Raw genomic sequence first — 21,312 nt, 5'->3', positions numbered from 1 at the left:
ACTAGAAATATTTACATACAAAGGGAGTGGGATATATGTTTATCGAAACAAAAACATTTACAGTAAAAGAAGGTACTTCGGATCTTGTTGTGCAGCATTTTACTGGAGAAGGAATCATTGAAAAATTTGAAGGATTTATCGACTTAAGCGTTCTTGTGAAAAAGGTGAGAAGAGGGGACGAAGAAGTTGTTGTAATGATTCGCTGGGAATCTGAAGAAGCATGGAAAAATTGGGAAACAAGCGAAGAGCACTTAGCAGGGCATAGAGCAAGCCGTGGAAAGCCAAAGCCAGATCATATTATTCAAGTAGAGCATGCGGTGTATTATGTGAGATCATCGAAATCTGCGTATCAGCAGTCGTAATCAAAAAAAGGAAAAAAATTTGGTGAAATATAAGACATGGAAGTGTCATAAAGTTTTTTAATATCAATGTCTTATCTATAATATATGAAAAGAGTACATCACACGGATATGTAGTGGTGTACTTTTTTATTTTATGATACGTGTAAATGTTTAAACAAACACAAATAATATTAAACATGTAAACAACATGAGAGAATGTCCTTTAGAGACTCACTCTTAACTTGCTGGTGATTATAAGCATCACCAGTATTTTTAAAAAGTTACGTTAAGCAAAGTAGACATGAAATGATACTTCCATCCACATATAGGGTGAATGTACATATTTCTAAATGATACAACCTGTTGCATGGCAATGGTAGATTCTATACAAGAAATTGGATATATAATCATTTGAAAGAGAGAAGCAATTTGTATGTCAAATGTTAAAAGATTGCATACAAGTATCTTGAAATTTTGATGGCAGAAATTTTATGTATAATTTTTAATAGAAAATGGAACAAAAGCAACTTTTATCTTGTCTATATAATGGAGTCAATAATAAAACATAAAAAAAGGTGTTTATGCTTATGCAAATAAGCTTGAGGTGTTGAGATGGAACATAAGGTTATTGAAAATTGCAACCATGATGAAATTGATTATGTTATAAGAGAACATTGGCAAGATGTATGGAATTATTCATTTATTATTACAAAAGATACCCATTTATCAGATGATATAACGCAAGAGGTGTTTATAAAAGTATTTAAAAAATGGAATTCATTTCGAAATGAGTCCTCTGTTAAAACGTGGTTATTAAAAATTACAAGGAATACAGCTTTAAATTATTTGAAGTCATCCTATTTTAAGCGGATTTCTTTAGTAAGTTTCTTTCGAAATGATAAGGAATATCCGTCAGCAGAAAAACAATTTTTGGAAAAAGAAACTATGAATGAAGTTTGGGATAGTGTATTAAAATTGCCACAAAAACATCGTGAGGTATTAATATTAGATGCAAAATATGAATTATCCTATGATGAAATTGCTGAAACATTAGGCGTGTCTATTGGAACTGTGAAATCAAGGTTACACCGCGCTCGTGCACGAGTTTCAAAAATATTAGCGGAGGATGAATTATGAACAACGATAGAAAGCCGGATTGGTATAAAGAATTAAAAAGTGGGTCAATGAAACAGCCTCAAGACGAAGAGGAATTTATTTATAAAATAAAACAATCTATATACCAAAATAGGGAGGAAGATGGTCCGAAAATTAGACGGCCATTTCGTATAAAGGTATTCACTGCTGCAGTTGTTCTAGTTTTTACGGCTGTGTTTTTTAACTTTCAACAATTCTGGCCGGGCAAAAATGAACCACCAGTGCAAAGTAGTACTCAAATTGAAGTGAAGATGAAAGATGAATCTAATCAAGATCAATCACTAAAACAATTTATGGATGAATTAAATCAAAACACGAGCTTAAAAAATAAGAACGATTTATATAGAGTACTGGATGAAGAATTTGCTTTTAAGGGAAAACAGTATAGTAAAAATGAATGGAAGTTTGATGATAGTATTTTTCATGATTTACAAGTAGCTCTTGCAATGGGAGGAGAATTTGTGAATGATACGAAAACAGTATATAAAATACCTAGTGGATTGGCAGAAAGTAACCAAACGCAGCAGGAACGTTTTTTATATGCTACAGTTGTTGGTGAAGAAACAAAAATTTTAACTCAACCAAAACCTGATTCAAGCGTTTTATACCGGGTATCCAACGAAACGGTAAAAGCATGGATTCCGGAGAAGGTGAAGAATGATGGATATATAAAAATAACTACAATGAATGGTTATACTGGCTATGTAAAAGAAGATCATGTTTCAATAGATATTCAGTATTCTTTCATTTTTGAAAAACAAAATGATGGCATGTGGAAAATAAAGAGTATAGATTCTATATGGTAAAAGAGAAAGGTTCACTTTATTGAACCTTTCTCTTTATTTTTTATTCTCTTTTTGGAGAGTATCCCAAGCCTTTAAAATTTCCGCTGCAACAAGGGCCGCACTATTTGTTTCAGAATTACCACCAGGAATAATGACAGAAATAGCAATTTGCGGATTTTTAGTAGGAGCATATGAAATAAATAGAGAATGATTGATAACCTTTTCTTGTTCGTTTGGCGAACCTGTTATTCCTGTTTTCCCAGAAACGTCAAAGGGCAAGTTTTTAATTTCTTGTATATTTTGACTCATTCCACTTTGTAAGACATTCCAAGAACTTGAAGGATAATGATTAGAACTTTCTAAAATTGGTTCAAATTCTTTCGTTCTTTTATCGCCGTTTTCCATGATAGCATGTACGATTTGAGGTTTGTATTTGTCGCCTTTATTTGCAAGAGTAGCTGCATAATGAGCGAGTTGGAGAGGCGTATGCACTTCATTTGCGCCCCAAGAAGCATTCAATAGGGCAGAAATTCCACTCTCAAACTTACTAGATGCATGCAACTTATATTGTCCTTCTTCTTCAAAGGGTAAATCAATCCCTGTTTTGGAGCGAAGGCCGAATTGTTTTAAATAGTTTGTCCACAAGGTTGCTAATTTTTCTAAATTCCCATTATTTTTGTTGAATAATGGGATTGCTACTTTTGCTGTCATAAATGTATTTGATGAATTAATGATAGCTTGACTTGGTGTAATTTCACCGGTTGGAGTTCCAGCAGCATTGGTGATGTTATTTTGATTATTATAATGAAAGCGCCCTTTATCTAAATACGTATCTTCAGGCTGAAAAAGTTTTTCGTTTAACCCAATTAATATAGTAAGCGGCTTTATAGTTGATGCCATATTTATATAGGAATCACCATACTTTAATTTTTGGATTGTTTTATTTTCAGCAAGTAATTTATTGTTTTCTTTTTCAGACGATGATAAAGGTGCAGTGAATATATTTGGATCAAAAAATGGCGAGTTAGCCATAGTTAATATTTCTCCTGTTTTAACATCTATTACGACAGCATAACCAGCAGTAGCATCGGGTGTTTTCTGAACTTGAGATCTTAGTGCTTCTTCTGTTTTTTGCTGAAGTTTATAGTCTAGTGCTAGCTGAATATCTTTTCCTTTTTGAGAACTTTGTATGTTCCATAAGAACTTTTTATTTTTTATTTTAAAAGTGAGAGTTTTTCCTGGTTTTCCTTTTAAATCTTTTTCATACTGAAGTTCAATTCCGTTTTTACCAACAGGAACATAATTAGAATCCGAATTGTTTTTTTCATAGTCAACATACCCAATTACTTGTGAAGCAATTTCATGATGTGGATAAACACGTACCACTTCATTTTTTACTATTACATTTTGGAAATTATTTTCGTTTATAAACGCGGACTCTTTATTATTTAAGTTTATATGTAATCGTATGTCATTTTTATCATGATGTTTACAAGAATTCTGTAATTGTGAATGTATGTCATCTACTGGAATTTTATGGTTAAATTTGGATGAAAACTGATTTAGAAAACTTGATATCTTCGCTACTTCTTGATTCGTTGGACAACCACTATTATAGGCATAATACAAAGACTTTATTTTTTTATTTGTGGCTAGTATGACTCCATTTTGGTCAATAATTTTTCCTCTTTCAGCTGCAGAAGTTGTGATAGTAAACGAAATAAACCTTGTTGTGAATAAAAACGTCAAAACAAGTCCTAAAATGAAAAAACTCGCTAAAATGATCCACCTCTTCGATTTCTTATGTAACATAAAATCCTCCCTTACCCAGATTCTATTCTATATTAAAATTTATTTTTTTTTTTGTAAATGTGGGAACAAATTTATCATGTGGATTGTCTATTAAGTGTAATAGCGCTTTTAGAGAAAGAAGCTGCTAAGAAAGGAGCAATGATAGTGAAAAAGAAAATGATATTAAAAGTAGGTTTATGTGCAAGTATATTGGGGTTTAGCCAATTTGCAAGTTCGATACTTCCAGTACAGGCTGCTGAAAAAGTAGAGCAAATAAAAAATAAAGATCAAGAGAAAGATGTATCTATTTCACAGTTGCATCCAAAGGTATGGATGCATACGAGTATTGGAGTGGTAAATGGAACACGTATTCCTGCAAATGGTTTAATTCTTGAAACATCTAAAGGATTGGTACTGATTGATACACCTTGGAATGATGCTCTTACAGATCAACTGCTTCAAATACTAAAAAAGCAATTTCCTACAAAAGAGGTCACAGAAGCAATTGTGACTCATGCTCATGACGATCGTATAGGAGGAATTAAAACGCTGATTAAAAAAGGTGTCAAGGTACACAGTACGGCTTTAACTGCTGATTTAGCAGAGAAACAAGGTTTTGATAAGCCTCTTGGTGACTTGAAGAAACGCGATAATATGCGATTTGGTGATATAAACGTGGAAACATTTTATCCAGGAAAAGGACATACACAAGATAACATTACAGTGTGGTTACCAAAGTATAAAATCCTATTTGGAGGATGTTTAATAAAATCATTAGATACACAAGAGATTGTACAGACTCCAGGTTCATATGTATCTAATTGGTCAAAGGCAATTAAAAAAGTAGAAAAGAAATACAATGATATAAATATGATTGTACCAGGACATGGAGATCCTGGAGATAATCGTTTATTTACTCATACATTGAATTTATTAAAAAATAACGAAAATTAATATGATATGACGGCCACATACTATAGAGGAACAGTCTAACACTTATTTTAGATATATTGATAAAAAATAAGGGGAACTGCTTAGGATTGAATGTAGTTTCTCTTATTCTTTTTGTAAATAGAGGAGCGGTTCCATCTTCATCTATTCATTTCAGTAATTGGATAAGATGCTACTAAGATTGGATAACGTATACGCGAACTTGCATACAAAACTGTAATCTGAACAAAATTTATTAAAATATATACGGAGGATGTATGAAAAAACGAACAGGAAAGAAGCAGAGGACATCAATATCTATCCGATTAAACATTCTATTTTTTTGCGTATTTATACTATTTTCTGCGATCATTTTTCAGCTCGGAAAAGTACAAATTGTTGACGGAGAGACCTATAAAAATCAAGTGGAAAAAAATGAAAATGCAACAACGAGTATTCCAGTTCCGCGTGGAAAAATTTATGATCGAGAAGGGAAACCGGTTGTTGATAATAGAGCGCTTCGTACGATTACGTATACAAGATTGAAGGGAGTAAGCTCTGAAGACATTTTAAAAACTGCAGAAGATATTGCAAATATACTTGAAGTATCAGAAGAAGAAATAAATAAATTAACTGAAGTAGATAAAAAAGATTATTGGATGCAATTAAATAAAAAGCGTGCTAAAGCAAAGATCACGAAGCAAGACGAGGAAAAATTTAGAGAAAAGGGTATAGAAGGGAAAGAGTTAGACAAGAGAATCGAAGAGTTAAGACGAAAGCGCATTACAGAAGAAGAATTAGCAGAGCTCACGCCACAAGACTTAAAAGTATTAGTTATTAAAAGCAAAATGAGCTCGGGTTATCAAATGACACCACAAATTATTAAAAAAGACGTGACAGAGCAAGAGTATGCGAGGATAAGTGAAAATTTAGCAAAATTTCCAGGAATAGATGCGACAGTTGATTGGGAACGAAACTATGTAAATGGTGATTTATTCCGTTCAGTATTAGGTAATATAACAAGCGCTGAAGAAGGATTGCCAAAAGAACACTTAGATTCTTATTTGGTCCGCGGATATAATCGGAACGATCGCGTTGGAAAAAGTTATATTGAACAACGATATGAAGATGTATTACATGGGACAAAAAAAGAAGTTAAAAATAATATTGATAAAGCAGGAAATATTATTCAAACGGAAACAGTTTCTAAAGGAAAAAGTGGTAACAATTTAACTTTAACAATCGATATGGAGCTACAAAAAAAAATAGAAGAAAGTATAGAAAAAAATTTAAAAGCTTTTAAGAGTTCTGAACCATTAATGGATCGTGCTTTTGTTGTCATGATGGATCCGAAAACCGGACAACTATTATCTATGGCTGGTAAGAGATTGGTAGAAAAAGATGGGAAAACAGAAGTAGAAGATTTTGCATTAGGCAACATGGTAACTTCTTATGAGTTAGGATCAGCTGTAAAAGGTGCTACTTTATTAACTGGATACGAAACCGGAGCTATACAACCAGGGACTCAATTTTATGACACACCTATGAAGTTTAAAGGTACGAGAGTTAAAAAATCATGGAATGTATCGGGGTTTGGAAATATTAATGATTTAAGGGCTTTACAAGTATCATCAAATGTATACATGTTTCATACAGCGTTACAAATAGCTGGAGTGAACTATGTACCAAATAGTTCATTGGATATTAAACAAGCAGCATTTGACACAATGCGTTATTATTTTAAACAATTTGGTTTAGGAGTCCCAACAGAAATTAATTTACCGAATGAAGTAACTGGACAAACGAGGCAGAAAGATAGCCAACCGGGATTTTTATTAGATTTTTCTATTGGACAGTATGATACGTATACACCACTACAATTGGCACAATATATTTCAACCATTGCAAATGATGGATACCGAATGCAACCTCAAATTGTCCAAGAGATTCGAGAACAAACAAGTAAAAAAGAAGAAATTGGGAAAGTTGTACAATCTATAGAACCTGTTGTGTTAAATCGAGTGGATATGAAATCGGAGTATATTGATCGAGTAAAAGAAGGGTTTAGATGGGTATTTCAAGAAGGTGACGGAACTGGTGTGAAATATTTCCAAAAAGCCCCATATAAACCAGCTGGGAAAACAGGAACAGCTCAGACAGTATATGGAGGAGAAAGTAAAATTGGAAGGAATGAGAAGGGAGAACGCATTGAGTGTTACAATTTAACATTAGTTGGATATGCTCCATATGATAATCCTGAAATAGCATTTTCTGTAGTAGTCCCTTGGGTTCACAATGATAAAAGTGGTATTAATTCATTAATTGGAAAGGATATATTAGATATATACTTTGACTTGAAAAATCAACGTATGAATGGGGAAGCTACTAATATAGTGAATTCTAATCAGTAACAGTGAAATTTAATTCTTTAATGGATACTACTTTTCTTTTGTTTCACATTTATATTGGTAGGATGCAATAAAGGCGAAGCTTCGGAACAAGCATTTGAAACATATATAAAATTATGGAATGACAAAAAATTTGCAGATATGTATGACCAACTGTCAAAACACGCAAAAGAATCCATTTCAAAAAAAAATTTACAAAGGTATTTGAGTTGAGAATTTAAAAGTTAAAAGAAAGGAAGTAATTAAAGATAAAACGGAAAATAAGGTCATTTTATTTACTGTAAGTATGGATACAGCAGAAGGAGAAATCTCTTTCTCACATGAAGTAAAACTTGTGCAAGAAAAAGATGGAGATAAGAAATCTTGGAAAATAAATTGGACCCCGGACTTTATCTTTCCAGGGATGAAAAAAATTATAAAGTCCGTCTGCAGACAGAGCAAGGAAAAGACTACATTTATATATGGATGTAGTCTTTTTTTAAAAGAATTTTGATTATTTGTTTTTAGGGGTATCGATTCTTTCGGAGTATAGAAGTTTTTCAACGTAATGTTTTGAAATAACCAAAGGTTGTGCGTTTGTACTATTTTTAAATTTTGAATAATTTGGTTTTTTGATTGGTATCGTTACAGTTTCTGCAAATTCATAGGGGTAATTAACTTTAGATTTGTCTTCAAACATATAGATAGCTCCCTTCTTAGAGTGGTTGTTAAAGAGTTATAATATAATATGTTCATATATTTTTTTGGGGACTAGATATGTATGAACCAATTTATATTTGGGTATCACCCAATGACTTAGCTGGATTAGTTGTATCTGTTATTAACTGTGAAGCCTTTATAGTAGGATTTCACTTTTTTTGCTGCCCCATTACATAATAAAGGTTACTAGATGTAAACAAAAAACCGTGGAAATTGTTCCACGGTTTTTTGTTGGGTATAACAGTTCTTATTTAGTGTTCTATTTAAACATAAATGGAATAATTAGCGGTATTCAAATGAAAAGTATAGGATGGGACCATCTTAAAGGAGAATTCGTTATGGTTCTTTCTCCTTCTTTATGCTAGTTCTTCACTTCATTATATAATTCAAGTGCCTCTTTTACATGTAAGCCATTTTTAACAATCCCATGTATCGCTTGAATCATTGCGGCTGGGTGTTCAGACTGCCAAATATTGCGTCCCATATCAACCCCAATTGCACCTTCTTGCAAGGCCTGATATGTAATGGTTAATGCATCTTCAATCGAATCTAATTTTGGCCCGCCTGCGATGACGACTGGGGCAGGGCAAGTACTTGTGATTTTTTCAAATCCTTCGCAGTAATACGTTTTAATAATGTCAGCTCCCATTTCAACACATACGCGTGATGCAAGTGCTAAAAAGCGAGCTTCTCGTTTTTGTAGTTCTTTTGCTACAGCTGTAATACCAAGGACAGGTAAACCGTAATCATGCGCTTCGGAAACAACATTAGCTAAATTCGTAACGGTTTGTGTTTCATATTCCGAACCAACAAAAACAGATACGCCGACTCCGACTACATTTTGTCGCAACGCTTCTTTAATGGGTGTAACGATCGTTTCATTTGCTAAATCTTTACCGACTACAGTTGCTCCGCCGGAAACACGCATTACCATCGGTGTTTTGCAGTCTTCAGGAATGCAAGAATTGAGAACGCCGCGCGTTAAAAAGAGGGAGTCTGTAAAGGGAAGTAAATTTTTCACCGTTTCTAGTGGTTGCTCTAACCCATGCAATGGACCTAAAAAGTAACCGTGATCAATCGCTAACATAACAGCTTTTCCGTCAGGTAATATCGTATTTAATCGATTTTGAAATCCCCAATTCATTGTGCATCACTCCTTCGTTAATTTTGGATTTTCTGTTTGCATCGTATCCTTCTCTTGTAAATGTGGTGATTTAATAAAAACAGCTTTAAAAATTTGGTCTGAATGATTAATCAGATAGTGGGATTCATGAGGACGAACTTGCAAGACATCACCTTGTTTTATAGGAACTTTTTTATTATCAATATAAAAATCAATTTCACCTTCTAGCGCATAAAAGATTTCTTCACAAGTTGTGTGATAATGGTTTTGGAATTCTTGGCCAGGTTGAATGATTACAACACCAAGGTCAATGTTAGGACCCTTTACTAAATATTTTGGTCCGTGATTACCGAAGCGATAGGAGAAATCCTCTTCATTTACTTTAAGCATATTGTTCACTCCTTTATGTAATGCGTTACAGTGCACCTGGTGCAATCCACATATGTGATGTTAGTCCTTCATCTGCTAGCGAGAGTTGTTTTTCATAGACCGATTTCCATATTTGATAGAATTGTTGATATAACTTATGATTTTCAGCATTCGGTTCATAGATATTTTCCCACTTTACAAATTCCTGAGCGATTGTTTCCATAGAGTCATATATTCCAGCGCCAAATCCTGCCGCAATTGCTGTCCCTAGGGCGGCCGCTTCCTTTACAACTGGTACTTTGACAGAAATTCCGAGAACATCCGCAACAATTTGTGGCCATAGTGTTCCTTTGGCAGCACCGCCTGCGAATATAACTTCAGAAGGGAATTTTCCCGTTAACGCTTCTATTAACTTTAAATTTCCGAGTGTTACAAATGCAGCATTTTCTTCTATTGCACGGAACAATTCCTTCTTCCCGCATTTTTCAGCATTTAAGCTTAAATTGATAAAGGAAGGTGCGGCATGGCGCCAGGAGATATAATTCATTACATTTGAAAAAATCGGCATAATGCCATATGATCCGGCAGGTACATGCTTTGCTTGTTCTTCCAATAATTCATAAGCATCTACACCAAGTTTAGTAGCAAGTCGTTTCTCTTCCTGACAAAAAGCATCTCGAAACCATCGCATAACAAGGCCAGGGAAGAACGCGATTGTTTCATATTGCCACAGCTTTGGAATGACGTGGCAATTTACACGAATTTGAGCATTTGGATCTGTTTTTGGATTTGCTATATTCACTTCTTGTTGCCAAAAGCTCCCGCCACATATAAACGTTTGATCAGGATGTATGACTCCCGAACCGAGGGAAGCCATCTGCGCATCTCCGCCCCCAGCAACTACCGGTATACCTACTTGCAAACCTGTCAACTCTGCACTTTGTTTTGTGACATTACCAATGACAGTACCAGCTTCATTTACAGTTGGAGAAAATGATAAAGAAAGCCCGCATTGCTTAGCAACCGAATGATCCCAAGTTCTATTTTGTAAATCGAAAATACCAGACGTACATCCATTTGAAGGATCTATTTGCAGAACACCGCTTAATTTATAAAGAATCCAATCGTTTAGCATTGTAAAATAATGGATTTTATCGTATACATCGGGTTGGTGTTTTTTGATCCAAAGCAATCTAGGTAAAGCACCTAAAGCGAAAGTTTGCCCTGATTTTGCATATAAATCTTCTTCAAGAAGGGAGCGGATTTGTTTTAACTCACTTACTTCATGAGAAGCGCGCCCATCAACATTCGCACATGCCCATATTTCACGGCCATCTTTATCGTATAAAACAAAACCTTCCCGCATACTTGTGGCACTAATCGCTTTAATAGAGGAAGGGTTTGTTTTGCTTTTTTGAAGTACATCTTTTGTACATTCTTGAACAAGTTTCCAGTTCTCTATCACATCAAAATTCATAGAACCAGGATAGCGAGAGTCGGATTTATGAACCCATTCTTTTTGACTCACCGCAAGCTGATTTCCTTGTAAATCAAAAAGGACAGCCCTGATACTGCCGGTACCTGCGTCGTAAGCTAATAGAGAAGACATTATGATTCACCTTCCTTTCTTAATAGAGAGAGGGCGGTTTCTTCATCGGTAATTAAGGTATGAATGAATTTACCTTTTAAGGCTCCGTAAATGGCATCTAATTTTTCTTCGCCGCCAGCTACACCAACTACATGTTTCATTTTTCGAAGAATGGAAAGAGGTGTACCGATTAGTCGAGTATGGTGAGGGAGCTCAAGTGATTCTCCATATGCATTATAAAATTGTCCGAGAATATCTCCGGCACCATTTTGACTACGTATATAGGTCATTTCACGAAGCGTTATTTTATCTTCTTTTAAAATCGTTGCATCTTGAGATAAACCACCAATACCGACTACTGCTGTATTAGCAAGCGAAGCGACATGCAGCATATCTTTAACGGACGGTTCTGAAAGGATACTTTGCGCCATTTCATCCGTAGATGCTAAAAATGGAGTAGGAATGATATGCAGTTCTCCTTGCACGTGATTTAAATAATTTTGTTTTCTAGGAAGATAGTGATTTACACCGCCTGTAAGGGTAACAATTGAAAGTTGCATAGATGGTTCAAAATGAATGTTTTCTAGCATTTTTGATATTGTTTCTCCCCAACCAATCCCAAGTAAATCTCCTTGTTGTAGATGAGTTTCTAAATACTGTGCGGCAGCTTTTCCTAAAGAGTAGGTAGAATTCTCCATTGGTGTAGGGATAATGAAAGCGTCTTTTAAATGAAACGTCCGGATGAGTTCACGTTCAATACTCAAACAATGTAAGCCGGTACCTTTTACATGAAATGTAACAATACCTTCGGTGCGCGCTTTATCTAATAAACGAACGACTTTATTCCGTGAAATGTGAAGCAAGGAGGCGATCTCTTGCTGCGTTAAATGATCTTTATAGTAATACCAGGCTACTTTTGTTAACAAATTTTCTTCAAAGTTCAGCTGTGACATTCTCTTCATCCCTTTCAACAATTGACCGATGCTTAAACATATGTATTTCATTTTGAGATTATACCGCTAGACGCAAGCAGGGATTTCAAGAAAAAATGTGTTCTAGATATGAAAAAAGAGATATACAATGCTACAAAACAAGTAGAACAAAAAATCATTTTCTCAAAAATTGTTCCACATAAAGGAGGGTGACAAGATGTGGAGAACGTGCCCTTATTAGAGGTGAAACAAATTAGTAAATCATTTTCAGACCAACATGTATTAAAAGAGGTTACTTTAGAATTACAACGCGGAGATGTATACGCTCTAGTAGGAGGGAATGGTGCTGGAAAATCAACATTGATGAAAATATTAACAGGCTTATACTCTTATGATGCTGGGGAGATATATGTAAAAGGAGTGGTGCAAAGTTTTTCTAATCCAGCAGAAGCACATGCAACTGGTGTTTATTTAATTCCACAAGAACCGTTAATTTTTCCTCATATGACAATTGAAGAAAATATATGTATCGGAATAAAAGCAAAGAAGAAAGAACTTCGTACAAAAGTAAAAGACTTGATAAAAAGTTTAGGGTGGAATATAGAGCTGAATTCAATTGGGAGTTCATTATCTATTGCGCAGCAACAATTAGTAGAAATAGTAAGGGGATTAATAAGAGAAGCCGAGATTCTTATTTTAGATGAGCCAACATCGACATTAACAACTCATGAAATAAAGAGTCTTTTTGTGCTGCTGAGAAATTTAAAGGAAAAAGGAATCGGTATGATTTATATTACACACCGTTTCCCAGAAATTTTTGAGATTGCTAATAAGGTAGCTATTTTACGTGATGGAATAATTGTGAGTCAAGGGGATGTATCAGACTATACATATGACATGCTAATGGAGGGATTATTACCCAAAGATTATAAACATGAAGAAAAGAAAGAGATACCACAAGAAACTACGAAACTTTCTCAACAAATATTAGAGGTAACAAGTTTGTCGAGCTATGCATTTCAAGATATATCACTAACTGTACATGCTGGGGAGGTTGTAGGAATTGCTGGTATGGTTGGGGCAGGGAGAACGGAATTAGCAGAAGTACTATATGGATTAAGGAAAATACTGTCTGGGACAATTTCATTAGCAGGGGAGTCAATTACAAAATGTTCAACGAATGAAAGATTAAATAAAGGGATGGTATATGTTCCAGAAGATAGAGCGGGAAATGGTATCTTTTCAATTGCGTCTATTAAAGAGAATGTAACGGCAGCTTCTTTACAGAAAATGAGCCACTTTTTGTTAAATCACAAAAAAGAAAGCGCTTTAACGGAATCGTATATGAATAAGTTTCGGATTGTTGCTTCCAATATAAATGAAAAAATGACATCTTTATCGGGAGGAAACCAGCAAAAAGTTGTATTAGCAAAATATCTTGCTTGTAACCCAAAATTAATTATTTTAGATGAACCAACGCGCGGGATTGATGCGAAAGCAAGGTTAGAAGTGTATGAGGTAATTCAAAGTTTAAAACAATCAGGGCTTGCAATTATACTGATTTCCTCAGATGTAGAAGAAATTGTTCAATTGGCAAATAGAGTATATGTGATGAGAAATGGGAAGTTTGTTTCCCACTTAGAGAAAGGAGAAGTTTATTTAAATGAAGTTACACGTCTCGCATATGGGGGAAGGGAAGGTGTAACGGAATGAAACGCTTTCCAAATATATTTAAAATACATGAAAATTCTATTATCATTTTATTACTTATTTACATAGCCTTCGTAGGAATGATAAATCCTAGTTTTGTTCAATTTAGCTCGCTTTCTTTAATGATGAAATCAAGTCTTATTTTAGTCATACTAACTATTGGCCAATCGTTCGTATTATTTACGAAAAATATCGATGTTTCAGTCGGATCTATTATGGGATTAAGCGCAGCGATTTGTGGGATGTTTTTGACAAATGGTAATAGTATTCTTATTTCAATTATTGCTGCAATCTTGCTTGGGGCTGTCATTGGACTGATAAATGGAATAGGGGTTGCAAAGTTCGGTGTACCGGCAATTATTATGACATTAGGAATGTTAGGAGTTATTAGAGGAACGATGTTGATCTATACAGGTGGCAAATGGATTGAAGATATTCCTAATTCTTATAAACAAATGTCTTCTGTCATGATATTAGGTCTCCCTGTTACAGTATGGAGCGTTCTAGCTATTTTACTATTATTATACATCTTTTTAACGAAAGCTCCTTTTGGGAGATATTTTTATGCCTCTGGAGATAACGAAGATGGAGCACGTCTTATCGGAATACCGGTAGATAAGGTGAAAATATATGCATTTATTATTTCGGGAATAAGCGCAGGAATTGCAGGATGCATATTTGTTATGAATATCGGATTTGTACCAAATCAAACTGGTACGGGAATTGAGTTGCAAGTAATTGCTGCCGCTGTACTAGGTGGAATTCATCTAAAAGGTGGAACAGGATCTATATTTGGAGCAGCGCTAGGAGCCATTTTTTTAGAAGTTATAAGTAGTTCACTAGTTTTTTTTAAAATACCTGCTTTTTGGAATAGCGCAATATCAGGCTTTTTACTTTTGCTTATTATTATAGTAGATAGTATTTTGAAAAAATGGCAAGAAAAGCACCGTTTAGAAGAAAGGAGGATGAATCTATGAAGTATGCACGTGGGTTTTTAAGATGGGAAGGAGTTCTTATAGTATTGCTTATTATAGAGTTCATTCTCTTTGGTTTGTTAAACAGCGATTTCTTTAATATTAGTAATTTACTTTTCAGTATGAATGACTTCGTTTTTATTACGATTGCCGCAATTCCAATGACATTTGTAATTGTAACAGGTGGAATCGATGTGTCTGTAGGCTCGATTATGGGTCTTACCTCAATCCTTATTGGGGTACTTTGGATAAACGGAATTCCGGTTATTTTAGCTGTGATTATTGCTTTGGTTATTAGTTGTCTAGCCGGTTGTATTAATGGGCTGATTATTAAAATGACAGATGTAGAACCTCTTGTTGTTACACTGGGAACGATGTTTTTATACTCAGGAATTGCTCTCGTTATCTCGGGTGGATCAAATGCCAGTGGATATGAAGGGATAAGTGGCTTACCAGATTCCTACGTACAACTTGCAAATGGGAGTTTTATAGGAATTCCTAACTTAGTATGGTTACTTTTGTTTTTGACCGCGCTATTTACGATTTTACTTCATCGAACTAAGTATGGTCGTTGTGTCATGCTAACTGGTACAAATGAAAAAGCTGCTAAATATTCTGGAATTCGTACAAAAAAGGTAGTCATTATCGCATATATTCTTTCAGGGTTGGGAGGTGGTTTAGGAGGGGCTTTTTTAACAGCGTATTTCGGATCAGCTCGAGCTGATATTGGAAGCGAGACAATTCTGCCAGTTATTACGGCGGTGATATTAGGCGGGACACTCATCACTGGAGGAAAAGGAAGTATTCTTGGAACAGTACTAGCAAGTATATTTATTGGCATGATGCAGTACGGTTTACAAATGACGGGTTTAACGAACGAACAGTCAAATGTAGTTATTGGGATCATACTTATCCTATCTGTTATTATTAGGCATTTCAAATTACAGCAACTCACTATGTGGAAAAGAAGGAAATTGCATAAGGGGGAAATGTCATGAAAAGAAAACTGGGGATTTTTATGATTATGTGCGTTTGTATCATCGGCTTAATTGCATGTTCTAGCAAAACAGCAGATAAGAAAAAAGCAGCTGATGTTAAATTTGCATTCATTCCAAAATTAACAGGGGTTGGCTTCTTTACATCAGGTGGTGAAGGGGCAAAGGAAATGGGAGATAAGTTAGGCGTGCGGGTGAAGTATGATGGACCATCAGAGGCAAGTGTATCAGGCCAAGTAAAATATATAAATAATTTTATTAATCAAAACTATGATGCGTTAATGGTTTCATCTACATCGGTTGATGGACTTTCACAATCATTACAGAGAGCAAAGAAAAAGGGAATGACGGTATTAACGTGGGATTCTGATGTGAATCCGAAAGATCGTTCATTTTATATAAGTCAAGGAACGCCGGAGCAACTTGCAAATCTATTAATTCAAATGACCTCATCACAGATTGGAGATAAAGGAAAAGTAGCATTCTTCTATTCAAGTCCAACTGTAACAGATCAAAATCAATGGGTAACAAAAGCAAAAGAGATTATAAAAGAAAAATATCCAAATTGGGAAATTGTAACGACGCAGTACGGAGAAAATAACGCACAAAAATCATTATCGGTTGGAGAAAGTATATTAAAAACGTATCCAGATATTAATGCTATCATTTGTCCAGATGCAACGGCACTTCCAGCAATGGCACAAGCTGCTGAAAACTTGAAAATGGATAAAAAGGTAGTTGTGACAGGGTTTTCAACGCCAAATGTAATGCGTGACTATGTAAAACGAGGAACCGTTCAGCAATTTGGATTATGGGATGTAAAACAACAAGGTGCACTTGCAACTTATGTTGCAAATGAAATTGTGGTAAAAGGAAAGAAATTAAAAGTTGGGGATAGCTTTGAAGTTCCGAATATAGGTAAAGTAAAAGTGGAACCAAACTCTATTCAAGGCTATGACTACGAAGCAGATGGAAATGGAATTATCGTATTGCCAGAACGAGTTGTGTTTACGAAGGACAATATTGATAAGTATAATTTTTAATGTGGAAATGAAAAACGTCCGGTATTTTATCGGACGTTTTTATTATGCCAATCTTTTAAAATATCTTCATCAATTTGTTCAATCATTTCTTGTGTACCATCATCTTTTTCAAATTTAACCTCAGCCCATTCTGTATTACTAACGGCATACCAGAACCTTCTCGTTCCTTCAACGTTAATAATTTTTGCATTTTGGTTCCCGACATAAACTTTAGTAATAGCGTTATCACGAATTGTCCCAGCATAAATGTAAGGGATTTGATGCATGGAAGTCCATCTTATAGGACTATTCCATTCAGTTCCTGTAGTTCTTATCCAATTCCACTTGCCATTTTCTTTTTCAAAATAAGCAATGAATATTTGTTCACCTTGCTGATTAGGTTCTGTAAATATTGCTACGGCATCATTTTCTTGTGAAACATTCATTTCGGTATGAATGAGAGTGTAGGAATTGTTCTTTTGTCCAAAATGCATGTTTTGCATCTTTTCATGGAAGTACATATAAAAGGATTGCTCTTTTGAACAGCTAATAAGAAATATAATTAATATGAGGAAAATATAGGTTGTATTTCTACTCAATTTGCTCCCTCCCTTTATCTTGAAAAATAAGCCCTTTCAGTGAAATGTGTAGAAATTTCCCAATAATTACATTTATGTTAAAATTATTCTGAATATTAAATCGTGTGATTGGAGGAATCGATTTGCTAACACCAGAACAAATCTCCAACTTATTTAAAAACTTTTCTATAAAAGAATGTAAAGGTTCAAGTGATTTATACGAATATTTATCAATAAAAATTTCAGAAGATGAAGAAATGCTTGCATTAGCATCACATGCACGGCTAGGTCAGCCAACTCCCAATTTATTACTTGGTGCCGTTCATTATTTATTGTTAAAAGGATATCATCATGAGCTGAAAAACTATTACGCAAGTCTTGCTGTGAACCACGAAAAAAATTTAGAACACGCCTTTTCGCAGTTTAAGAGTTTTTGTAAGATCCATAGAGAAGAGATTATTTCTCTATTAAAAACAAAGCTTGTACAAACAAACGAAGTAAGACGATGTACATATTTATATCCAAGTTTTTGTTATATGTTTCATAAGGTGAACAAACCTTTCGCATTAATTGAAATAGGGACAAGTGCTGGTTTACAGCTATTTTGGGACCAATATAGTTATTCCTACGGAACGGGAGAAATCTTTGGAAATAAAGGCTCAAACGTTCACTTGAAATCAGAAATAAAAGGAGATAACCGGCCATTTTTCTTACAGCAAAGTCCACCTGTTTCTGAAAGAATCGGTCTTGATTTACATGTAAATGATTTGAAGAATGAAGAGGATTATTTATGGTTACGCGCACTCATTTGGCCAGAGCATAAAGAAAGGCTTGAAATGTTTGATCACGCAGCGGATTGTTTAAAAGAACAATCTGTGCAATTGATAGAAGGGGACGGAGTAAATCTTCTTTCAGAAATTGTAGAACAAATTCCAGAGGATTCGGTGATCTGTGTTTTCCATACACATGTTGCGAATCAAATACCAGAGAAAGAGAAACATAACTTAGTAGAACAAATAAAAGAAATTGGCGCAAAACGTGATGTTTTCCACCTGTATAATAATATGTGGGATAGAGATCTTCATCTTGATTATTTCATTGATGGAAAAGAATACAATGAAACTGTTGGAGAAACAGATGGTCATGCGCGGTGGTTCAGTTGGAAGTTGGGAAATGAAACTTTGTGTTAGATTTGTCTATATGAACAAATTAAAAGTAAAAGACGACTAGTATGAATTAGTTGTCTTTTTAATATTTATAGTGAAGTGAACATGAATTAGTTAACATAATGTAATTATAAAAAACTAATGAATTCCTCGTTTTGAGATACTAAGAAGAAATAAAAACAGTAGACTAAAACATTTGAAATGAATGTTTGATACAAAACCTCTTCAAAAAGAACAATAGTTCGTATATACTAAATACAACTGAACTAACAGAAAGGAAGAGAACATAATGATTCATAAAGTCGGTCAAATTATGCTATATGTAAATAATCAAGATGAGGCTGTACAATTTTGGACTGAAAAAGTAGGTTTCCACTTAGTTGCGGATGAAAGTAATGGACAAGGGTTTAGATGGATTGAAATTGCGCCGACGGAGGAAGCGGAAACGAGTATTGTGCTACATAATAAAGAGTTGATCGCAAAAATGCAGCCGGAGTTAAATTTGAGCACACCGTCTATGTTGTTTTTCACTGAAGACATTGAGAAATTATATAAAGATTTTGCAGAAAAAGAAATTACAGTTGGCGAGCTTGTAAATATGCCGACTGGTAGAGCGTTTAATTTTGCTGATTATGAGGGAAATTACTTTGCGATTATGGAAAAGAAATAATGGACGATAAAAAAGACCTTGCGATGCAGGGTCTTTTTATTATGTGGATGTATATAGCAAACTCTTTTTATGGCATGGAACGAACAATAAGCTCAATTATTAGTGCAAAAACCCCTAATAATGCTACCATTAAGGTAGAACTGAATACAATTTTTTTACTAAAAATGATACTTCTTTCTGTGATGGGGAATTTCCGATAGAAAAGGTATATCATTGTGCCGAAAAGAAAGGAACCAATCCATACTATGAGCCCTATTCCTGTAGCTATTTTTTCATAATCGAAAACCCAAAAATATAAAATGAATGTATGCACGACTACTAAAAGTATCGAAGTTACTACTAATAACTTTTTTACCATATTATCCCTCCGAACATATTATACTATTTTTATTAGAGGTATTACGAAATTTTTTCATATGTAGGGATGGTACGATCATAAAAGACTTTAGTTTCAAGTTTTATAGGGTATGTAAAAGGGAAGGGGGTTTTGTTATGGTTACATTGAAATTAATACATAAAGTGTAGGGCATGATTGTAATCTATCTTAAGGAGAGAAAATAATTGAACCTAGGTAATCCAATAGCTATAGGAAATACAGCAAAGATATATCTTTATGATAATAAAATTGTGAAAGTGTTTAAAAAGCACTTTCCGAATACAGAATCTTTTTATGAGGCGAAGAAACAAGAATACGCTTATTCATGCGGACTTCATGTTCCAAAAGTAATAGAAGTTACCGAAATAAACGGTAGACAGGTAATTATAATGGAATATGCAAAAGGAGAAACAGTAGGAGAACTTTTAATGAATGATATGGGACGAGCTGAACATTACATAAAGATTTGTGTCGATGTACAGAAAAAGGTGCATGGTGTTGTTGTAGATTCAAGTATACTTGAATCGATGTTGAAAAGGTTACAGCGTCAAATTGAATCCGTGCAGTGTATAGGTGAGGGACAAAAGGATATATTATTAAAAAAATTAGATTCAATGGTATTTGAGCCTAGATTATGTCATGGAGATTTGCATCCATTTAACCTTATCATGGGTCAGGATAGTGTGAACATTATTGATTGGGTGGATGCGAGTGCGGGGGATATTAGGGCAGATATATATCGAACCTATTTATTGTACGCCCAGTCTTCAGTGGAATTAGCTGAAATGTACTTACGCATATATTGCAAAAATACTAGTTTAACAAAAGATGAAGTGCTAGAATGGGCTCCTATTATAGCTGGAGCAAGGTTGTCCGAGCATGTACCTTCAGAAGACAGAGAACGTCTAAAAAATGTAGTAGATAAGTATTGTAATCAAGTCGATATGAGATAGAAAAAACCGTTCGAAATGATGGAACGGTTTTTTGGTTTCAATTTAAGTTTGAAAATGAGATCGATTATAGAAGTTAAAAAGACCGAGCAAGACGAAATCCAAGGTCATCTATACGAAAAGTCAGATGACTCCGACGCCGGCACGATGCCCCGCAACCTCTTGCTTCTTCAGCCCAACTACCTCCTCGGAAAATACGGTAAGAGCCGTATACTTGTTCATCGTATAAATCCCAACACCATTCCCAAACATTCCCGAGCATATCATAAAGACCCCATGCATTTGGTTCCTTTCTGCCCACTTCATGTATTTGGCCATCAGAATTCTCGTTATACCAAGCAATTGTATGAAGTTCTCCGTAACGATACCCAGTTGTACCTGCCTTACATGCATATTGCCACTCTGCTTCTGAAGGAAGTCGATAGCCATTTTCGTCCCAATTGCAAACTACATGTTTACCATGATTACTAATCGAATAACACTCTTTTAGTCCAGCTTTCTGTGAAAGGAGATTGCAAAAAGAAATAGCATCATTCCAAGAAATATTCGTAACGGGCTTTACATCTCCATCCGAAGAATAAGGAGCTACATTTGTAATCATATCGTATAGTCCGGCAGTTACAGGAAATCGGCCAAGAAGAAATGGATTTATGTCAACTTTCCATTGTGTTTTCAATCGATCGTCCCTTAATTCTACCTCTCCGCGTGGAATGTTGACCATTGGGTAATCTGTGTAGTTTTTTATTGGAT

19 protein-coding genes and 2 pseudogenes are annotated in these 21,312 nt (G+C 34.7%); 13 read left to right on the top strand and 8 right to left on the bottom strand.

Annotated features, from left to right (window positions below):
• The first annotated feature begins 35 nt into the window (after window positions 1-35).
• The 3 genes from CN373_RS19845 to CN373_RS19835 all read left to right on the top strand — a co-directional run bounded on the left by CN373_RS19845 (window position 36) and on the right by CN373_RS19835 (window position 2,302).
• Window positions 36-362, top strand: a complete 327-nt coding sequence (locus tag CN373_RS19845; protein ID WP_000469490.1) for an antibiotic biosynthesis monooxygenase family protein — start codon at window positions 36-38, stop codon at window positions 360-362.
• Between the two features lie 591 nt (window positions 363-953).
• Window positions 954-1,478: an RNA polymerase sigma factor gene (locus CN373_RS19840; protein ID WP_000400476.1), complete on the top strand. Its 525-nt coding sequence runs from the start codon at window positions 954-956 to the stop codon at window positions 1,476-1,478.
• Window positions 1,475-2,302: an SH3 domain-containing protein gene (locus CN373_RS19835; protein WP_098360016.1), complete on the top strand. Its 828-nt coding sequence runs from the start codon at window positions 1,475-1,477 to the stop codon at window positions 2,300-2,302. Before CN373_RS19840 ends, CN373_RS19835 begins: the two co-directional genes overlap by 4 nt.
• 11 nt (window positions 2,303-2,313) lie before the next feature.
• Here the strand turns inward: CN373_RS19835 and CN373_RS19830 are convergent.
• Window positions 2,314-4,093 (bottom strand): annotated as a pseudogene (locus tag CN373_RS19830) (peptidoglycan D,D-transpeptidase FtsI family protein).
• A gap of 138 nt (window positions 4,094-4,231) precedes the next feature.
• Between CN373_RS19830 and bla the strand changes: the two are divergent.
• The 3 genes and pseudogenes from bla to CN373_RS19815 form a co-directional block, all read left to right on the top strand.
• On the top strand, window positions 4,232-5,026 hold the full coding sequence (gene bla, locus CN373_RS19825; protein WP_098360058.1) for a subclass B1 metallo-beta-lactamase: 795 nt from the start codon (window positions 4,232-4,234) through the stop codon (window positions 5,024-5,026).
• A gap of 254 nt (window positions 5,027-5,280) precedes the next feature.
• Entirely contained in the window at window positions 5,281-7,413 is a 2,133-nt protein-coding gene (locus CN373_RS19820) for a peptidoglycan D,D-transpeptidase FtsI family protein (protein ID WP_098360014.1), read from the top strand.
• 51 nt (window positions 7,414-7,464) lie between these two features.
• A pseudogene (locus tag CN373_RS19815) lies at window positions 7,465-7,857 on the top strand (NTF2-like N-terminal transpeptidase domain-containing protein); the annotation flags it as partial.
• A 46-nt stretch (window positions 7,858-7,903) separates the two neighbouring features.
• Here CN373_RS19815 and CN373_RS19810 read toward each other — a convergent pair.
• The 5 genes from CN373_RS19810 to CN373_RS19790 form a co-directional block, all read right to left on the bottom strand.
• Entirely contained in the window at window positions 7,904-8,089 is a 186-nt protein-coding gene (locus CN373_RS19810; protein WP_000461144.1) for a hypothetical protein, read from the bottom strand.
• A 381-nt stretch (window positions 8,090-8,470) separates the two neighbouring features.
• The gene (lsrF, locus tag CN373_RS19805; RefSeq protein WP_001104004.1) at window positions 8,471-9,253 is read right to left on the bottom strand and encodes a 3-hydroxy-5-phosphonooxypentane-2,4-dione thiolase; all 783 of its coding nucleotides are present in this window, start codon (window positions 9,251-9,253) and stop codon (window positions 8,471-8,473) included.
• Window positions 9,254-9,259: 6 nt separating this feature from the next.
• Window positions 9,260-9,622: a cupin domain-containing protein gene (locus CN373_RS19800; RefSeq protein ID WP_000921868.1), complete on the bottom strand. Its 363-nt coding sequence runs from the start codon at window positions 9,620-9,622 to the stop codon at window positions 9,260-9,262.
• A 25-nt stretch (window positions 9,623-9,647) separates the two neighbouring features.
• Complete coding sequence (gene lsrK, locus CN373_RS19795; protein WP_113741021.1) at window positions 9,648-11,210, bottom strand: autoinducer-2 kinase; 1,563 nt, start codon at window positions 11,208-11,210, stop codon at window positions 9,648-9,650.
• Window positions 11,210-12,160 carry a sugar-binding transcriptional regulator gene (locus CN373_RS19790; RefSeq protein WP_176540940.1) on the bottom strand — a complete coding sequence of 317 codons (951 nt, stop codon included), beginning with the start codon at window positions 12,158-12,160 and terminating at the stop codon, window positions 11,210-11,212. The genes lsrK and CN373_RS19790 overlap by 1 nt, the downstream gene beginning before the upstream one ends.
• 180 nt (window positions 12,161-12,340) lie before the next feature.
• On the opposite strand from CN373_RS19790, the gene CN373_RS19785 reads away from it, so the two are divergent.
• Genes CN373_RS19785 through lsrB form a run of 4 tightly spaced genes read left to right on the top strand, consistent with a single transcriptional unit; the run spans window position 12,341 to window position 16,843 of the window.
• Entirely contained in the window at window positions 12,341-13,834 is a 1,494-nt protein-coding gene (locus CN373_RS19785) for a sugar ABC transporter ATP-binding protein (RefSeq protein ID WP_098360012.1), read from the top strand.
• Complete coding sequence (locus CN373_RS19780) at window positions 13,831-14,808, top strand: ABC transporter permease subunit (protein ID WP_098360011.1); 978 nt, start codon at window positions 13,831-13,833, stop codon at window positions 14,806-14,808. The genes CN373_RS19785 and CN373_RS19780 overlap by 4 nt, the downstream gene beginning before the upstream one ends.
• Window positions 14,805-15,803, top strand: a complete 999-nt coding sequence (locus CN373_RS19775; protein WP_098360010.1) for an ABC transporter permease — start codon at window positions 14,805-14,807, stop codon at window positions 15,801-15,803. Before CN373_RS19780 ends, CN373_RS19775 begins: the two co-directional genes overlap by 4 nt.
• Window positions 15,800-16,843, top strand: a complete 1,044-nt coding sequence (gene lsrB, locus CN373_RS19770; RefSeq protein ID WP_098360009.1) for an autoinducer 2 ABC transporter substrate-binding protein LsrB — start codon at window positions 15,800-15,802, stop codon at window positions 16,841-16,843. The genes CN373_RS19775 and lsrB overlap by 4 nt, the downstream gene beginning before the upstream one ends.
• Before the next feature lie 26 nt (window positions 16,844-16,869).
• Here lsrB and CN373_RS19765 read toward each other — a convergent pair whose 3' ends face one another.
• Window positions 16,870-17,421, bottom strand: coding sequence for a hypothetical protein (locus CN373_RS19765; protein ID WP_235674873.1), 552 nt, complete (start codon window positions 17,419-17,421; stop codon window positions 16,870-16,872).
• 122 nt (window positions 17,422-17,543) lie between these two features.
• Between CN373_RS19765 and CN373_RS19760 the strand changes: the two genes are divergently transcribed.
• The 3 genes from CN373_RS19760 (at window position 17,544) to CN373_RS19745 (ending at window position 20,565) form a co-directional block, all read left to right on the top strand.
• A complete protein-coding gene (locus CN373_RS19760; RefSeq protein ID WP_098360008.1) occupies window positions 17,544-18,590 on the top strand; it encodes a DUF2332 domain-containing protein in 1,047 nt (348 codons plus the stop codon).
• A 265-nt stretch (window positions 18,591-18,855) separates the two neighbouring features.
• Window positions 18,856-19,236, top strand: coding sequence for a VOC family protein (locus tag CN373_RS19755; protein ID WP_098360007.1), 381 nt, complete (start codon window positions 18,856-18,858; stop codon window positions 19,234-19,236).
• Between the two features lie 561 nt (window positions 19,237-19,797).
• The gene (locus CN373_RS19745; RefSeq protein ID WP_098360006.1) at window positions 19,798-20,565 is read left to right on the top strand and encodes an aminoglycoside phosphotransferase family protein; all 768 of its coding nucleotides are present in this window, start codon (window positions 19,798-19,800) and stop codon (window positions 20,563-20,565) included.
• Window positions 20,566-20,638: 73 nt separating this feature from the next.
• Here CN373_RS19745 and CN373_RS19740 read toward each other — a convergent pair whose 3' ends face one another.
• Window positions 20,639-21,283 (bottom strand): formylglycine-generating enzyme family protein, encoded by a 645-nt coding sequence (locus tag CN373_RS19740; protein WP_098360056.1) that lies wholly within the window; start codon window positions 21,281-21,283, stop codon window positions 20,639-20,641.
• Window positions 21,284-21,312: the final 29 nt, after the last annotated feature.

The sequence above is a fragment of the Bacillus cereus genome, assembly GCF_002561295.1.
In the GTDB taxonomy this organism is placed as follows: Bacteria; Bacillota; Bacilli; order Bacillales; family Bacillaceae_G; genus Bacillus_A; species Bacillus_A cereus_S.
This window is presented reverse-complemented; position numbering and strand designations above follow the sequence as displayed.

Bases quoted from the DNA above. Each gene is read 5' to 3' on its own strand.
- CN373_RS19845 (WP_000469490.1), top strand. From the start codon at position 36: ATGTTTATCGAAACAAAAACATTTACAGTAAAAGAAGGTACTTCGGAT.
- CN373_RS19840 (WP_000400476.1), top strand. From the start codon at position 954: ATGGAACATAAGGTTATTGAAAATTGCAACCATGATGAAATTGATTAT.
- CN373_RS19835 (WP_098360016.1), top strand. From the start codon at position 1,475: ATGAACAACGATAGAAAGCCGGATTGGTATAAAGAATTAAAAAGTGGG.
- bla (WP_098360058.1), top strand. From the start codon at position 4,232: ATGATAGTGAAAAAGAAAATGATATTAAAAGTAGGTTTATGTGCAAGT.
- CN373_RS19820 (WP_098360014.1), top strand. From the start codon at position 5,281: ATGAAAAAACGAACAGGAAAGAAGCAGAGGACATCAATATCTATCCGA.
- CN373_RS19810 (WP_000461144.1), bottom strand. From the start codon at position 8,089: ATGTTTGAAGACAAATCTAAAGTTAATTACCCCTATGAATTTGCAGAA.
- lsrF (WP_001104004.1), bottom strand. From the start codon at position 9,253: ATGAATTGGGGATTTCAAAATCGATTAAATACGATATTACCTGACGGA.
- CN373_RS19800 (WP_000921868.1), bottom strand. From the start codon at position 9,622: ATGCTTAAAGTAAATGAAGAGGATTTCTCCTATCGCTTCGGTAATCAC.
- lsrK (WP_113741021.1), bottom strand. From the start codon at position 11,210: ATGTCTTCTCTATTAGCTTACGACGCAGGTACCGGCAGTATCAGGGCT.
- CN373_RS19780 (WP_098360011.1), top strand. From the start codon at position 13,831: ATGAAACGCTTTCCAAATATATTTAAAATACATGAAAATTCTATTATC.
- CN373_RS19775 (WP_098360010.1), top strand. From the start codon at position 14,805: ATGAAGTATGCACGTGGGTTTTTAAGATGGGAAGGAGTTCTTATAGTA.
- lsrB (WP_098360009.1), top strand. From the start codon at position 15,800: ATGAAAAGAAAACTGGGGATTTTTATGATTATGTGCGTTTGTATCATC.
- CN373_RS19755 (WP_098360007.1), top strand. From the start codon at position 18,856: ATGATTCATAAAGTCGGTCAAATTATGCTATATGTAAATAATCAAGAT.
- CN373_RS19740 (WP_098360056.1), bottom strand. From the start codon at position 21,283: ATGGTCAACATTCCACGCGGAGAGGTAGAATTAAGGGACGATCGATTG.